At 64.8% G+C, this 14,976-nt stretch carries 14 protein-coding genes and 1 tRNA gene; 8 read left to right on the top strand and 7 right to left on the bottom strand.

Features of this window, described 5'->3' with window-relative positions; all coding sequences use genetic code 11:
• Nucleotides 1–4: 4 nt before the first annotated feature.
• The gene (locus WBP06_RS01150) at nt 5–1,732 is read right to left on the bottom strand and encodes a DUF1963 domain-containing protein (RefSeq protein ID WP_395331019.1); all 1,728 of its coding nucleotides are present in this window, start codon (nt 1,730–1,732) and stop codon (nt 5–7) included.
• A gap of 155 nt (nt 1,733–1,887) precedes the next feature.
• Between WBP06_RS01150 and WBP06_RS01155 the strand changes: the two genes are divergently transcribed.
• Nucleotides 1,888–2,481, top strand: coding sequence for a thymidine kinase (locus WBP06_RS01155; protein WP_395331021.1), 594 nt, complete (start codon nt 1,888–1,890; stop codon nt 2,479–2,481).
• Between the two features lie 28 nt (nt 2,482–2,509).
• On the opposite strand, the gene WBP06_RS01160 is transcribed toward WBP06_RS01155, so the two are convergent.
• On the bottom strand, nt 2,510–2,893 hold the full coding sequence (locus WBP06_RS01160) for a hypothetical protein (protein WP_395331023.1): 384 nt from the start codon (nt 2,891–2,893) through the stop codon (nt 2,510–2,512).
• Nucleotides 2,894–3,108: 215 nt separating this feature from the next.
• Here WBP06_RS01160 and WBP06_RS01165 point away from each other — a divergent pair, with 215 nt between their 5' ends.
• The 5 genes from WBP06_RS01165 to pnp all read left to right on the top strand — a co-directional run bounded on the left by WBP06_RS01165 (nt 3,109) and on the right by pnp (nt 8,713).
• On the top strand, nt 3,109–4,029 hold the full coding sequence (locus tag WBP06_RS01165) for a hypothetical protein (RefSeq protein WP_395331025.1): 921 nt from the start codon (nt 3,109–3,111) through the stop codon (nt 4,027–4,029).
• Nucleotides 4,030–4,117: 88 nt separating this feature from the next.
• The gene (locus tag WBP06_RS01170) at nt 4,118–4,804 is read left to right on the top strand and encodes a site-2 protease family protein (RefSeq protein WP_395331027.1); all 687 of its coding nucleotides are present in this window, start codon (nt 4,118–4,120) and stop codon (nt 4,802–4,804) included.
• 46 nt (nt 4,805–4,850) lie between these two features.
• Complete coding sequence (gene truB, locus WBP06_RS01175) at nt 4,851–5,897, top strand: tRNA pseudouridine(55) synthase TruB (RefSeq protein ID WP_395331029.1); 1,047 nt, start codon at nt 4,851–4,853, stop codon at nt 5,895–5,897.
• 5 nt (nt 5,898–5,902) lie between these two features.
• On the top strand, nt 5,903–6,172 hold the full coding sequence (gene rpsO, locus WBP06_RS01180; RefSeq protein WP_021232261.1) for a 30S ribosomal protein S15: 270 nt from the start codon (nt 5,903–5,905) through the stop codon (nt 6,170–6,172).
• 231 nt (nt 6,173–6,403) lie between these two features.
• Entirely contained in the window at nt 6,404–8,713 is a 2,310-nt protein-coding gene (pnp, locus tag WBP06_RS01185) for a polyribonucleotide nucleotidyltransferase (RefSeq protein WP_395331032.1), read from the top strand.
• Between the two features lie 458 nt (nt 8,714–9,171).
• Here the strand turns inward: pnp and WBP06_RS01190 are convergent, their stop codons facing one another.
• The 3 genes from WBP06_RS01190 to WBP06_RS01200 form a co-directional block, all read right to left on the bottom strand.
• Nucleotides 9,172–10,446, bottom strand: coding sequence for a diguanylate cyclase (locus WBP06_RS01190; protein ID WP_395331034.1), 1,275 nt, complete (start codon nt 10,444–10,446; stop codon nt 9,172–9,174).
• A gap of 275 nt (nt 10,447–10,721) precedes the next feature.
• Nucleotides 10,722–11,447, bottom strand: a complete 726-nt coding sequence (locus tag WBP06_RS01195; RefSeq protein WP_395331036.1) for a peptidylprolyl isomerase — start codon at nt 11,445–11,447, stop codon at nt 10,722–10,724.
• 4 nt (nt 11,448–11,451) lie between these two features.
• A complete protein-coding gene (locus tag WBP06_RS01200) occupies nt 11,452–12,153 on the bottom strand; it encodes a GcrA family cell cycle regulator (protein ID WP_395331037.1) in 702 nt (233 codons plus the stop codon).
• A gap of 101 nt (nt 12,154–12,254) precedes the next feature.
• Between WBP06_RS01200 and WBP06_RS01205 the strand changes: the two genes are divergently transcribed.
• Nucleotides 12,255–13,133: an ABC transporter permease gene (locus tag WBP06_RS01205; RefSeq protein ID WP_395331039.1), complete on the top strand. Its 879-nt coding sequence runs from the start codon at nt 12,255–12,257 to the stop codon at nt 13,131–13,133.
• A 94-nt stretch (nt 13,134–13,227) separates the two neighbouring features.
• Here WBP06_RS01205 and hspQ read toward each other — a convergent pair whose 3' ends face one another.
• Entirely contained in the window at nt 13,228–13,608 is a 381-nt protein-coding gene (hspQ, locus tag WBP06_RS01210) for a heat shock protein HspQ (protein WP_395331041.1), read from the bottom strand.
• Between the two features lie 155 nt (nt 13,609–13,763).
• On the opposite strand from hspQ, the gene WBP06_RS01215 reads away from it, so the two are divergent.
• Nucleotides 13,764–13,853: transfer RNA gene (locus tag WBP06_RS01215), tRNA-Ser, on the top strand.
• Nucleotides 13,854–13,978: 125 nt separating this feature from the next.
• Here the strand turns inward: WBP06_RS01215 and WBP06_RS01220 are convergent.
• Entirely contained in the window at nt 13,979–14,926 is a 948-nt protein-coding gene (locus WBP06_RS01220; protein WP_395331043.1) for a glycosyltransferase family 2 protein, read from the bottom strand.
• Nucleotides 14,927–14,976 lie beyond the last annotated feature (50 nt).

Genomic DNA, 14,976 nt, shown 5'->3' on the forward strand with positions numbered 1-14,976 from the left:
CGCGTCAGCTTGCTTCGAACGCCAGGGTAACCCGATCCCACCGCGCGGCGGCAAGGTCTTCCGGTGCGATCCGGAACTGGAAGACGCCGCCTTCGCCCCAGTTCCATTCCACCAGATCGTCGCAGCCCAGCTGCAGCAGCAGGATATCGTCCGGCTGGTCCGCATGGCTTGCGCCGGCGCCGAACAGCTGATGCTGATGGCCGATCGCCAGCAGGTTTGCCGAATTGATCCGGTCCAGCTCTGCCGGGGGCACTTGCCCGAAGGCGCCCAGGTCGCCGGTCACCATGGCGCGCAGCGATACGGTGGCCAGCGGCTCCAGCGATTGCGGCACGCAGAACCGCACCAGCCGCGCGCAATCGTGATGGACCTGGGCCAGCACCTCGCCCACCACTTCCACTTCGTCCTCGCTCAGCGCCGCCCAGGGATCGCGGCCGGAAACGAAGCCTTCCATCGCCTCTATCATCCGGCCCAGTTCCGCCTGTTCGCCCTCCAGCGCGGGAATTTCCGCCTCGCTGGCGGCCAGCGCCGCGTGCGCCTCGTCAAGGTCGGCGGACGTGGTGTGGGGGTTTTCGGCCAGGGTTTCCAGGCGCGCGCGGGCATGGCGCAGGCGGTCCTGCTCGTTCGCCACCTGATGGTCGGCGCCGTCCAGCGCGATATGCAGGCAATCGGCCAGATGCATGGCGCCGTGCCACCACAGCCGCGTGACCGGCTCCTTCGCGGCATAGCCTTCGCGGCGCCGGGCGACGCGCGCGTCCAGCCACGCATTCTCGTCCCCCCCGGCCGTTTCGCTGGCGTCCGACGCCACTGGGCTGACCGGCCAGAACGGGAAATAGGGGCGCGACAGGCGTGAGGCATGGGCGGGCAGCGGTTCGCCGCCCTCGTCGAACGCCGGCGGCAGGTCGGCAGGCGGAGCGGTGAAAGGGTTGTTCGCCTCCGGCACTTCGATCACCGCGCCGCTGCCCAGGAAGAAGGCCAGCGTGCCGGACAGCGGCAGCGGGCTTTCGGGAAAGGCGGCGGCCAATTCTGCCAGATCGATCTGCGCGGCGAAGGGCAGGGCGCCATATTCGTCATGCGGCCAGGCGCGTTCGCCCAGCCGGGGAAGGCCGCCCAGCCAGCTGGCGCTGTCGAACCAGGTCTGCTCATCGGTGCCGCGTTCACGCGGGTGGCGGACCAGCACCACCGATGGCAGCGGCGGATAGCGGAGGGGCGACATGTCTTCGGGTGCGACGTCATCGTCGCTGCTCACATCGACGGAGACCGGGGCAGCTTCATTGACCGCGTCGGGCTGCCATTCGGCGTTGCCTCGCAGTTCGGCGTCTCGCGGCAGACCGGGCACATGGTCCATGTCCGGCTCGACCGGATCGGGTTCGGGGCGCCAGACGAGTTCGGGATCGGGGTGCACCAGCTTGCGTCGGCGCCCTTGTCGCGATGCGCCGGGGTGCGAGGTGCCGCGCGGGGCGGGGATGCCGCCGGCCGGGGCCGGTTCGGACTGTCCGCCGCCACGGCCGATCACCGCCACCAGCAGGGCCAGCACCGCGCCCGTCGCCAGCGGCACGATCACCGCCATGCTGCGCCCGCCCAGCGCCACGGCGTGCGCAGCGGTCTGATCCAGCCGTTCGAGGGCGGGGCGCAGCGCTGCCGAACTTTCCGATGCGAATGGAAACAATGCGACGTAGCCAGCAACGATCGCGGCCAGTGCGAAGACCGCGAAGACGGCGATCCATCTCCTCATCACCACCTCCAGCATGGGGCAACCCAGCCTCGGCCACCGTCAGCTTCGAGTTGTCTCCATACAGTCTTAGAGAACCTTGGCCGCTTCCATTCAAGCGGGGACAAATGCAACTCATGCCCGTGCGGAGGGCAAGTGGGCATGTTATCCCCAGTTTGATGGCTAAACTCTATTTTTACTATGCCAGCATGAACGCCGGAAAGTCGGCAACCTTGCTTCAGGCGAACTTCAACTATCACGAACGCGGCATGCGCACGATGCTGTGGACCGCCGCGCTGGATGACCGCAGCAGTGGCGAGGGCGGGGACGATCATGCGATCGAAAGCCGCATCGGCCTTCATGCCGCCGCGCACCGGTTCGCGCCGGAGACTGACCTTGTCGCGCGGGTGAACGCCGTCCATGCGGTGGAGCCACTCGCCTGCGTGCTGATCGACGAGGCGCAGTTCCTTACCCCCGAACAGGTCTGGCAATGCGCGCGGATCGCCGACCGGCATGACATTCCGGTGGTCTGCTATGGCCTGCGCACCGATTTCCGGGGCGAGCTGTTTCCGGGCTCCGCCGTGCTGCTGGGGATTGCCGATGCGCTGATCGAGCTGAAGGCGGTGTGCCACTGCGGCCGCAAGGCGACGATGAACTTGCGCGTCGATGCCTCCGGTGCCGGCGTGCGCGAAGGGCAGCAGACCGAGATTGGCGGCAACGACCGCTACGTCGCGCTGTGCCGCCGGCATTTCTCGGAATCGCTGGGGTTTTAGGACTTCGCTTGAGGTGCGTAAGACGGTTTCACTTGGATGATTTCAGGGCCCGCAGAGTGATCAGGCCCAGCAATATCGTAATGACCAGCGCGAGAGACAGGGTGCCGGCCGGACCCAGTTCGTGGGCTAGCCAAGCCCATCTGTCTTCGACGAGCAGGCTGTCGTTTCCCTTGCCGCCGAACACCATGACCCCGCCTTTGCTCTGTCCGACCACCGTGACCTTATCGTCGCCGTCTCCGCCCTCGAAGACAATCGGGAACGGGGCGTTACTGGGCAAGGTCCATGAACCGCCGCCAACGGTTTTGATGTAGGCGGCGTCCTTTGGGCAATCAGGCGGTCGCGTGGCGGGCTTGGGCGGCCCGCCGGGTTTCGACATCAAGGAACAATGTTCCGACAAGGGTTCGCTGGCCATGTCGTTCTTGTTGATGCCGCCCGGTTAAGATTCTGCCCTCCGTCCGGTGTTGTGGGTACCACAGGGGCAGAAATTCGAGAATCATCCAACCAACCCGTCCGCCGGGCGCTTCCTCGCTGCAGCCTGTCATTTGACCGCAAACCGCGCGAAATTCGCAGGCAACCTTTCCATCGTCCCCTCGTTGGCAGTGCGACAACGGGTGCAGACGGGTCGAAATGCAGAATGCGATAGTTCATCTGGGATACCACAAGACGGCCACGACCTGGCTGCAGCAACAACTGTTCCCGAACGCCACCAGCCACGATTACCTGCCCCGGCAGACGGTGCAGGACGCGTTCCTCAAGCCCGCCGGCATGCATTTCTGCCCCCGGCAGGCGAGCGAAGTGCTGTCGCTGCGCGGGCGCAACCGTCCGGTGCTGCTGAGCGAAGAGAATCTTTCCGGCTATCTCCACAACGGCGGGCTGCACGGGTTCCTTGCCCCCGAAGTCGCGCGGCGCATCAAGGCGGTGCTGCCCGATGCGCATATCGTCATCTTCATCCGCAACCAGTTCGAGATCTGTCGCGCCACTTACGCGCAGTACGTTTCGGGCGGGGGCACCTGGGGCCAGCACCGCTATTTCGAGACCGCGCGGATGGTGCGCGGGGCGCTGACGCGGCCGTGGAAGGCGCCGGTGTTCGAATTCGAGCATTTCGAATACGACCGCCTCGTCGCCCATTACGACGATCTGTTCGGGCGCGGCCATGTCCACGTCTATCCATACGAGTGGCTGCACGATCGCGATGCCCTGATCGATCGTATGCAGCAGGATCTCGGGCTGTCGATCGACGACCTGCCGCCCGAAGGATCGCGTGCGAACACCTCGCTGGGCACGGCCGGGCTGGCGATGATGCGCGGGGTCAACCTGTTCACGCGCCAGTCGGTGGCGAACAAGGATCACATCGTCGATCTGCCCGGTGGGCAGGCGCTGCGGCATGGCGCCAAGTGGCTGGCCGGGCGCATGCCGGTGATCAACGAACGCCCCGCCCGCCTGTCGCCGCGCCTGCGCGAGCGGATTGCCGAGCATTATCCGGAAAGCAATCGCCGGCTGATGGACCTGCGCGATCTGCCGCTGGCGGACTTGGGGTATCCGGTCTGAGAAGCCTGATCCGCACCGCAGATGCCGGTTCTCATGGATTTGGATGGGCCTCATTGCGGTAAGCCGTTCCGCACCCTAGATCGGCGGAATGAACCAGACCCTGCTGGATGCCGCAGCGCTCATCATTCCTCTGATCCTGGCCATCGTCTTTCACGAAGTGGCGCATGGCTGGACGGCCCTTGCACTGGGCGACCCCACGGCGCAGGAGCAGCGGCGGCTTTCGCTCAATCCGCTGCGCCATGTCGATCCGGTCGGGACGCTGATCCTGCCGGGATCGCTGGCGCTGGCCGGCGCGCCGATCTTCGGTTGGGCCAAGCCGGTGCCGGTCAACCGCTGGCGCCTGCGCGATCCGCGCAGCGGGATGATGGTGGTGGCGGCAGCTGGCCCCGGCAGCAATCTGGTCCTGGCGGCCATCGGTGCGGTGCTGCTGGGTCTGCTGGTGCGCTTCAGCGGATCCGCGGAGAGCCAGACGCTGCTGTTCGTGGCGAACAACCTCAACAATTTCATCATGATCAACGTGTTTCTGGCGCTGTTCAACCTGCTGCCCATCCCGCCCTTCGATGGTTCCCACATTGTCGAAGGGCTGCTGCCGCGCGGATTGGCTGCGGGCTACGCCCGGATGCGTCCTTACGGATTGCTGCTGCTGATCTTCCTGCTGGGCGTGGTGCCCTATTTCTTCCCGCAATGGGGGCTGGTGGGCAGGCTGGTGCAGCCGCCGGTCATGTGGATGGCGGAACACTACTTTGCGCTGGCCAAGGCCGTCGCCAGCGTTTGAAGCCCCCGAAGTTGACAAATCGGCCCGGCGCGACTTGGGGGAGGGCATGACCTCCGCTCCCGCAACCCGCCCGGCGCCCCATGGCTGGATCATTCTCGACAAGCCCCTTGGCCTCGGCTCCACGCAGGCGGTTGCCGCCGTGAAGCGCAACTTGCGTGAGGCGGGTTATGGCAAGAAGGTCAAGGTCGGCCACGGTGGCACGCTCGATCCGCTGGCCACCGGCATCCTTCCGGTGGCGCTGGGGGAGGCGACCAAGCTGACCGGGCGGATGCTCGATGCCAGCAAGAGCTACCTCTTCACCGTGCGCTTCGGCGAGGAGACCGACACGCTCGACCTTGAGGGCAAGGTGATCGCCACCAGCGACGTGCGGCCGACGCTGGAGCAGGTGCAGGCGGTGTTGCCGCGCTTCACCGGGCCGATCGCGCAAGTGCCGCCGATCTACTCGGCACTGAAGGTCGATGGCGAGCGGGCCTACAACCTTGCCCGCGCCGGGCACGACGTGGAGCTGAAGTCGCGCAACGTGACGATCTTCGAACTGCAGGTCCTCCCCGGGACGGGGAGGGGGACCACCGGAGGTGGTGGAGGGGACGCGCGGCCAGAGGCGACATTGGAGGAGGACGCGACTCCCCTCCACCACCCTGCGGGCGGTTCCCCTCCCCGTGCCGGGGAGGACCTGGCGGAAGTGACCCTCCAAGCCCATGTCTCCAAGGGCACCTACATCCGTTCCCTCGCACGGGACATCGCGCAAGCCCTTGGAACCTGCGGAACAGTGACCATGCTGCGCCGTATCCAGGCCGGTCCGTTCGGCCTGTCTCACGCGATTTCGCTGGACAAATTGAACGAAATCGGCAAGGGCGCGAGCCTTGAACAGATACTCTTGCCACTGGAGGTGGGGCTGGACGACATCCCGGCCATCGACCTCGGTTCGGAGCAGGCAAGAGCGGTCCGCCAGGGCCGCGTTCTGACCGAACTGCCCCATGAAGACGGGCTCTACTGGGCGCGGGAGGGAACCATTCCCGTCGCGCTTATCGAGCTTTCGGGCGGAGAAGCCCGCGTCGTCAGGGGGTTCAACCTATCGGATGTCGCGGAGTAAAGTACATGTCGGTTACCGCTGAAAAGAAGCAGGACATCATTTCGGACAACGCACGCGTCGCTGGCGACACGGGCAGCCCGGAAGTTCAGGTCGCGATCCTCACCGAGCGCATCCGCAACCTGACCGAGCACTTCAAGGCTCACCACAAGGACAACCACTCGCGTCGCGGTCTGCTGGCCATGGTCAACAAGCGCCGCTCGCTGCTCGACTACCTTAAGAAGAAGGACGTCGCGCGGTACAACGCACTGATCCAGAAGCTGGGTCTGCGTAAGTAAGAACTAACGGGAGGCGGCCCCTAGCGGGCCGCTTCTTGCATGAGGAGCGTTTTCCAATCGGGTGGATCACCTGATGACTCGGAAAACGCGGCAAAACAAAAAGTAAGGGTTCGTCCGCAATCCGGCGGAGGGCCCGGGGGCCACAAAAGCGGCTCCACACCGGACCGGGACGGCATACCCGGCAGTAAACCCCGCCGCGCAATAGGGCCGGTGGGCTGAGGAAAACCTCTTATGTTCGACGTCAAAACCGTAAGCATGGAGTGGGGCGGCAAGACGCTCACTCTCGAAACCGGCCGCGTGGCCCGTCAGGCTGACGGCGCGGTCCTCGCCACCTACGGCGAAACGGTCGTGCTCTGCGCGGTTACCGCCGCCAAGTCGGTGAAGGAAGGCCAGGACTTCTTCCCGCTGACCGTGCACTACCAGGAAAAGTTTTCGGCCGCCGGCCGCATTCCGGGTGGCTTCTTCAAGCGTGAACGCGGCGCCACCGAAAAGGAAACGCTGACCAGCCGCCTGATCGACCGTCCGGTCCGTCCGCTGTTCCCCGAAGGTTTCTACAACGAAATCAACGTCATCGCCCAGGTTCTGAGCTTTGACGGCGAGACCGAGGCCGACATCGTTGCGATGATCGCCGCTTCGGCCGCGCTCACCATCTCGGGCGTGCCGTTCATGGGCCCGATCGGCGCTTGCCGCGTCGGCTTCGTCGATGGCGAATACACGCTGAACCCGAAGCAGACCGCTGCGCTGGCCGATGGCCGCCTCGACCTCGTCGTCGCCGCCACCGGCGATGCCGTGATGATGGTGGAATCGGAAGCCAAGGAGCTGACCGAGGAAGAGATGCTGGGCGCCGTCATGTTCGCGCATGACGAATGCCGCAAGGTCGTGAACCTCGTGATCGACCTGGCCGAGCAGGCTGCCAAGGAACCTTGGGAAATCGACCTGTCGGACAACACGGCCGACATCAAGGCGAAGCTCAAGAAGGCCGTCGGCAAGGACGTTACCGCTGCCTACAAGCTGACCGACAAGTCGGCCCGCTCGAACGCGCTGAACGCTGCCCGCGCCAAGGCCAAGGAAGCTTTCGCCGGCGAGACCCCGCAGCTGCAGATGGTCGCCATCAAGACCATGAAGAAGCTGGAAGCGGAAATCGTGCGCGGCGCCATCCTGAAGGACGGCAAGCGCATCGACGGCCGCAAGCTCGATCAGGTTCGTCCGATCGAATCGATGGTCGGCTTCCTGCCGCGCACCCACGGTTCGGCACTGTTCACCCGCGGTGAAACGCAGGCGATCTGCACCACCACGCTGGGCACCAAGGACGCCGAGCAGATGATCGACGGCCTGGAAGGCCTGTCGTACTCGTCGTTCATGCTGCACTACAACTTCCCGCCCTACTCGGTCGGCGAAGTGGGCCGCTTCGGCGCTCCGGGCCGTCGCGAGATCGGCCACGGCAAGCTGGCATGGCGCGCGTTGCACCCGGTGCTGCCCGCCAAGGAAGACTTCCCCTACACCATCCGCATCCTGTCGGACATCACCGAGTCCAACGGCTCGTCCTCGATGGCGACGATCTGCGGCGGCTGCCTTTCGATGATGGACGCCGGCGTGCCGCTGGCCCGTCCGGTTTCGGGCATCGCCATGGGCCTGATCCTGGAAGGCGACGAGTTCGCCGTCCTCTCGGACATCCTGGGCGACGAGGATCACCTCGGCGACATGGACTTCAAGGTGGCTGGCACCGAACTCGGCATCACCACGATGCAGATGGACATCAAGATCGCCGGCATCACCAAGGAAATCATGGGCAAGGCGCTGGAGCAGGCGAAGGCCGGCCGCGCGCACATCCTGGGTGAGATGAACAAGGCCCTGGGTTCGGCTCGCACCGAACTTTCGGCCCACGCACCGCGCATCGAGACGATCCAGATCGACAAGTCGAAGATCCGTGACGTCATCGGCACCGGCGGCAAGGTGATCCGTGAGATCGTCGCCGAAACCGGCGCCAAGGTCGACATCGACGATGAAGGCGTGATCAAGATCTCGTCGTCCGACGTGGCCCAGATCGAAGCCGCCAAGAAGTGGATCCTCGGCATCGTCGAGGAAGCGGAAGTCGGCAAGATCTACAACGGCAAGGTCGTCAACATCGTCGACTTCGGTGCCTTCGTGAACTTCATGGGTGGCAAGGACGGCCTCGTCCACGTCTCCGAAATGAAGAACGAGCGCGTCGAAAAGCCGACCGATGTCGTCAAGGAAGGCCAGGAAGTTAAGGTCAAGGTCCTCGAGATCGATCCGCGCGGCAAGGTTCGCCTGTCGATGCGCGTCGTCGACCAGGAAACCGGCGCCGAGCTGGAAGACACCCGTCCCGCCCGCGAACCGCGTGAACCGCGCGGTGACCGTGGTGGCGACCGCGGCGGTGACCGTCGTGGTCCGCGTCGTGACGGCGGCCGTGGCGGCAACGACCGAGGTCCCCGTGGCGATCGCGGCCCCCGTGGTCCGCGCGACGGCGGCAACGGCGGCGGCGACCCCGACCACATGCCGGCGTTCCTGAAGGAAGACTGATCGCATGGCGATCAGTGGCCTGAAGGAAGACTGATCCTTCAGCGCCCGCATGAGCAGAAATGAGAAGGGGCCGCAGCGATGCGGCCCCTTTTTATTTGGGCGGGAGGGGCAAGGCGATCGTCACTCACCAGGAATGACCCGCAAAAGTCGGTCGTGGTTTCGTGTGTGTGGGCCAGCGAAGGCTCAGTTTCCCACTCTATCGTCCCACCATCAAACCTCGTCGTCCCCGCGAAGGCGGGGACCCCGCTTTTCTTGAGATGCAGCGCGAAGGAAGCGGGGCCCCCGCCTTCGCGGGGGCGACGGGGTTGTTTGTTGTTGGGTGGGTGATGTTCATTCCGAGATGAATGGGCGTTCGGAACGCCATCTTGCGCCTCTCTTCGCCATTGCGGCGTAGGGAGGGGGTAAGGGCAGTGCGGAAGGATGAGGCTTGGCCAAGCACGGCCGCGCCCTTGCAAAACTCAGCCCGTAACCGCCAGCCTCGGCGCCTGCTTGTCATCGCGCTTGGACCGGCGTTCGCTCAGGATCACGCGATTCTTGCCGCTCTGCTTGGCGGCATAGAGGGCGCTGTCCGCGCCGGGGACGACGTCGGCGGCATTGGTTGCGGTTTCGGGCACGGTGGCCACGCCGAACGAGGCGCTGATCGGGGCGCCGTGGGCTTCGGACAGGCTCTCGATCCGCTTGCGCAGGATTTCCGCCTTGGCGGCGGCGTTGTCGAGCCCGCACTTGGGCATGATGACCACCAGTTCCTCACCGCCGTAGCGGGCGACGACGTCGGAGGGGCGCAGAGTGCCGACCAGTTGCGCGGCCACATCGCGCAGCACGGCGTCGCCTTTGGCATGGCCGAATTCGTCGTTGATGCGCTTGAAGTTGTCGAGATCCACCATCAGCACCGATGTCGCGGTGCCGGTACGTTCGGCCAGGCTGATGTAGCGCTCCAGCGCATCTTCCATGTAGCGACGGTTGTAGAGCCCGGTCAGCGGATCGCGCAGCGACTGGGTACGCAGCTTCTCGCGCAGGGCGATGTTGGAAAGCGCCAGTGACATCGAATCGGCCAGCGCCTGTGCGGTGCGGCGAATGTCGGTCAGTTGTACCGGGGCCGCGTCGACATCGCTTGCCAGCAGCAACAGGCCGAACACCTGTCCGCGCGCCATCATTGGCACTTCGATCGTGGAGCCTTCGCCGATCTGGTGCATGCAGCACAGGCCGCCACTCTCCGGATCGTTGGTGTGCGGCTTGCCGCGCTTCAGGGCCCAGCAATTGCCCGGCAGCAGCGTGCCCGCCGGTTCGAACGCGGGCGAGCGGCTCCAGGACTTGGCAAGGTCCAGCCGATCGCGCGAATTGTTGAAGACGTAGAGCGCGCCGCCGAAGTCCGGCAGCAGGCGCTGGGCAGTGGCCATGAGCACGGCGCCGGCATCGTCGTGATCCTCGGCCGCCTGCAGCATGTCGGTCATCGCGAAGAGTTCTTCGACCTGGCTGCGGGCATCGCGCGCTTCGTCGATCAGGCGGATATGGTCGCCCAGTTCGGCAACCGCACGACGGCCGAACAGCACGCCGACGAACAGCGTGAACAGCGCGCAGGCGGCGGCCACGGTTGCCAGCGAGCGGGCCGTGGTACCTTCCGCGAACATCGCGGCCAGCGCGCAGACCGTGCAGATCGCCTGGATCACATGCACGGCAATGCGACGGGCGAAAGTGACCGTTCCGTTTGGCGACAGGATACTTTCGTGCTGCACCGTTGTTCACCCAGGTTCGATTTAGAAAGAACCTAGGTAGGATTCGCTAAGAAACGGTAACTGTCGTAACTGGCGCAAACCGATTACAAAATCATAATTGTGAAGCCGATATCGGCCGATTTGCGAATACTGATGTTAACCATCGCGCATATTGGCGTTGGCTGGGTTAGCTGCCCTGATGGGTGTGAATCCCGGTTGCGGGCCTGTATCGCACGCGCATTTTCAGGCGGCGCAAATCGGACTGCGCCGTACCGTTTCCGTTGTGATGGCGGGTATTATTGCGCGGTGTCAGGGGCGGGCGCAGTGGTGCGCCGCGCGGTGAGAATCTTCACCGGCGGTTCCAGCATCTGCCCGCGCATCACGCCTTCGCCCTTGGTGGCGGATCGCGGCGCGTCCCAGATCTTGCGCACCACGTCCATGCCCGAAACGACATGGCCGAAGGCGGCAAAGCCGGCCTTGAACTCCGGATTGTCGGAGGCGGGATTGGCATCGAGCGACTTCACATCGCCGATCATGATCGTGAAGTCCGCCGTGGCGGTGCCCGGCGCATAGCGCGCCATGGAGATCGTGCCGGAGGTGTGATGCAGGCCGGTCTGGCTGGTGGGCTCATGCGCGACGGGCGGCAGCACCTTGATGCCCTGCAGGCCGCCTTGCAGCAGGCCGCTGGGCTCATCGCCCCAGTCCAGATGCATGGCGCGGTAGAACGTGGTGCCGTCGAACTTCTTCGCGTCCACGTACTTCAGGAAATTGGCGGTGGTCAGCGGCGCGTGCGTCTTGTCGAGCGCGAAGACGATCGTGCCTTCTGAGGTCGTCATCGCCACATAGACATATTCGACCGGGGTCGCCGCCGGGGCCGGAGCGGCCGGTGTGGCAGCGGGGGGCGTGGCAGGAACCTGCTGCGCCGAGGCCGGAAGCGCCGCGAGGGCGAGAGCCGCCCCGGAAAGCAACGGCACGGCAAAGCGCCAGTTACGCTGAACGCCTTGTCGTGCCGCGATCGTCATCGGATCAGCGAACCCGCGGTCCGCCGAAGGGCAGCGGCGGAGGGGGACGGCGCGCGCCGCGCGGCAGCTGGGCCTGATAGGCGCGGCCGCAGTGTTCGACGCAGTACGGGAAACCGGGGTTCACCTTGTCGCCGCAGAAGTGGAAGTCCGGCTCACCCGGGTGGCCCATCGGCCAGCGGCAAACGCGATCGTTCAGGTCTAGCAGGCTGGTCTTGTCGGCGATCTCGGCGCTCGGCTTGGCCGGCACCAGACGGCGCGGCGGGGCAGGCGGGATCGGCTGCTGCTGATCGCCGGGACCCTGACGCAGGAAGCCGCCGGGGCCGACCGAGACCACGCGCGGGCCCTTGGGCACCACGGGCGCTTCGTCATCGGCCGCGAAGGGCTGCGCGGCGGGCTCAGGCGCGCGCGGTGCGGGGGCAACGGGCGGCGTCGGCGCAGCGGCGCGCGGGGCCGGAGCCTCTGCGCGCGGTGCGGGTGCCGGTGCCGGCTCCTCCGCCGGCTTGGCCTTCTTCGGCGCAGGCGCGGGGCGTGCCGGCTTCTCGTTCGCCTTCACGGGGGAGGGGCGGGCCTTCAGGCCGAGGCGATGGGCCTTGCCGATCACCGCGTTGCGGCTGACGCCGCCAAGCTCGTCCGCGATCTGGCTGGCGGTGGCTCCGCCCTCCCACATCTTGGTCAGCTTCTCGATCCGCTCGTCCGTCCAGCTCATTCCAGTTCCATCTTCTTGCAGGGAGCGATTCGATAGAGAATCGCCCCGAAATTCCGTTGCACGGCTTGCCTTGGAAAGCCGCAGCCGATACTCGCGGGGGCATGGCCGATCAAACGAATTCGACCGCTCTGCAGTCCCCCGAGGGGATCGTGCAGCCCCGCCACTTCCCGGCAAAGGGAGAACCCCTGATCCACCAGGTGAACTGGCTGGGGCTCAAGACCCTTTATATGAAGGAGGTGAAGCGCTTCTTCAAGGTCCAGACCCAGACGATCTGGGCCCCGGCGATCACCACGATGCTGTTTCTGGTGATCTTTACCGTGGCGCTGGGCCGCGGCGGGCGCGAAGTGCTGGGCGTGAACTTCGCCACCTTCGTGGCGCCGGGCCTCATCGTCATGGGGATGATGCAGAACGCCTTCGCCAATTCCAGCTTCTCGTTCCTGGCCGGCAAGATCCAGGGCACCATCATCGACTATCTGATGCCGCCGCTGAGCGAGGGCGAACTGATGCTGGCGATGACCGGCGCTGCCGTCACCCGCGCGCTGCTGGTGGGCCTGGCCCTTTCCGCCGCGATGCTGCTGTGGCCTGGCGTGGACCTGACCGTGCGCCATCCCTGGGCAGTGGTGTGGTTCGGCCTGAACGGATCGGTGTTTCTCTCGCTGCTGGGCCTGCTTTCGTCGATCTGGGCGGAGAAGTTCGACCACAACGCCGCCGTCACCAACTTCGTGATTGCGCCCCTCTCGCTGCTGTCGGGCACGTTCTACGTGATCGACAATCTGGCGCCCGCTTTCCAGACGGTCAGCCGGTTCAACCCGTTCTTCTACGTGATCTCCGGCTTCCGCTTCGGCTTCCTGGGCCAGAGCGACATCGGCAATTCCAACCTGGCCGTGCTGCACAGCGCGATTGGGCTGGGCGTGCTGAACGCGGCTTTCGCGCTGGTGGTCTATCTGGTGCTGCGCTCGGGCTGGAAGCTGAAGGGCTGATTTCCCGAACGGCTGATTTCCCTGACGGACGACATAAGAAAGCCGGCGTGGGTCAAACCCCGCCGGCTTTTTTGTTGTCCCCAGGAAGGGGCGCTTAATGCGCGAGGCCGCGCCGCAGTTGGTAGTGCCCGTCGTGAAACGCTTCGAACAGCTGGGGCACGGAGGGGTGTTCCACCGGGCCGCCGTCTGCGTCTTCCATCAGGTTCTGCTGGCTGACGTAAGCGACGTAGCTGGAATCCTCATTCTCGGCGAGGAGGTGGTAATAAGGCTGATCCCGTTTGGGGCGGACGTCGACGGGAATCGATTCGTACCATTCCTCGCTATTGGCGAAGACGGGATCGATATCGAAGACGACGCCGCGAAAGTCATGATTACGGTGCCGGACCACATCGCCGATAGCGAAACGAGCCCGGGTCTGGCGGGGTGCATCGATGACGCGACCGGCCTGGGGTGAGAAGAACGACGCCCTGTTCATGTGGTCAATATAGGATTGGGGCCGGGGGCTCACAAGCTGGCCTGTGGATTGTTCCCCACATTTTGCAAAAAGAGGGCTTGGCAAGTGCGATTGCGCCAGCTAGAGGCGCGCTTCCCGACCCGATGGAGACCTTCCATCGCTATCGCATCTCTAGCGGAGAGGTGGCAGAGTGGTCGAATGCGCTGCACTCGAAATGCAGTGTACGGGAAACCGTACCGTGGGTTCGAATCCCACCCTCTCCGCCAAGGGACCATCCCACCACATCACGATTCAGTCTCATAAATCCAAGCGTGTCGCGGGTTTATGCCATGGACGACCTTGCCGTTGAGCAGGTTACTCATCGCCGGGCGAATCGCGGCTAGTGTCGTGGCTATTTATATTCGATCAGCACTTTCTTGCGCGCGGAGAGAATGCTCCACCAAAAGTCGAGCTGCCCGGCGCAATGGGGCACTTTGCCCAATACGATATGCGTCGCATAGATAGCGTCTGAGCGACGATAGACCCGCCACCAAAGCACCGGCCAAAGGAGCCAGAACGGCGGCAATCCCCATGCAAGGTTGCTCAGTACGTGCTTGATGAGCTTCGGGTCTTCCCTGCCGCGGCGGTACCACGCCTCTGCGCCCGCGTGGCCGCTCCTTCGGTTTCTCTGCCACCATTGCCACCATGAGGTCATGGCCACGTCATGCAGGGTCATCTCGTCGGCCAGGCGGATGATCTGCCATTGCCGACGTCGGATCCGGTGGCACAGATCGTCGTCCTCGGCGGCGATCAGGCCTGGGTCATAACCGCCGATCGCCCGCATGGCGTCGACCCGTATCAGCGCATCTCCGCCGCATTTTTCGGCGGGCCCCGCGACACCGTCCCACTCGATATCGCAGACGTAGTTGAAGTGGGTCTTGTCAGGATAGCGTTCGCGCCGCCTGCCGAAGACGATGGCCGTACCAGGGGCGTCTTTGATTTCCGCCAATGCGGCCGCTATCCATCCGGAGGAGATTTCGCAGTCGCCATCGATGAACTGTACGAACTGCGTATCCGGCCAAAGCGCCATTATGCGCTCAAACCCTGCATTGCGGCCCCGTGCGGCGGTGAAGGGCAAAGTGGAATCGAGTTCAATCACTTCGATGCCGAAACTGCGTGCCAGATCGGCGCTGCCGTCCTTCGAGCCGGAATCGACGTAGACGACGCGATCGCTGTCTCGTGTTGCCGACTGCAGGGAAGGGCGCAATCTCTCGCCTTCATTGCGCCCGATCACCACGATGCCGACAGCCGCATCCGGCGAGAGATCGCGATTGATGGCCACGCTTTGAATGTTCGACATCTGGCAATCATCCAGTTCTTTAGGGCCTGCAGCTGCGCTTCCATGCCCAT

Source organism: Novosphingobium mississippiense (assembly GCF_044029535.1).
Lineage (GTDB): Bacteria > Pseudomonadota > Alphaproteobacteria > Sphingomonadales > Sphingomonadaceae > Novosphingobium.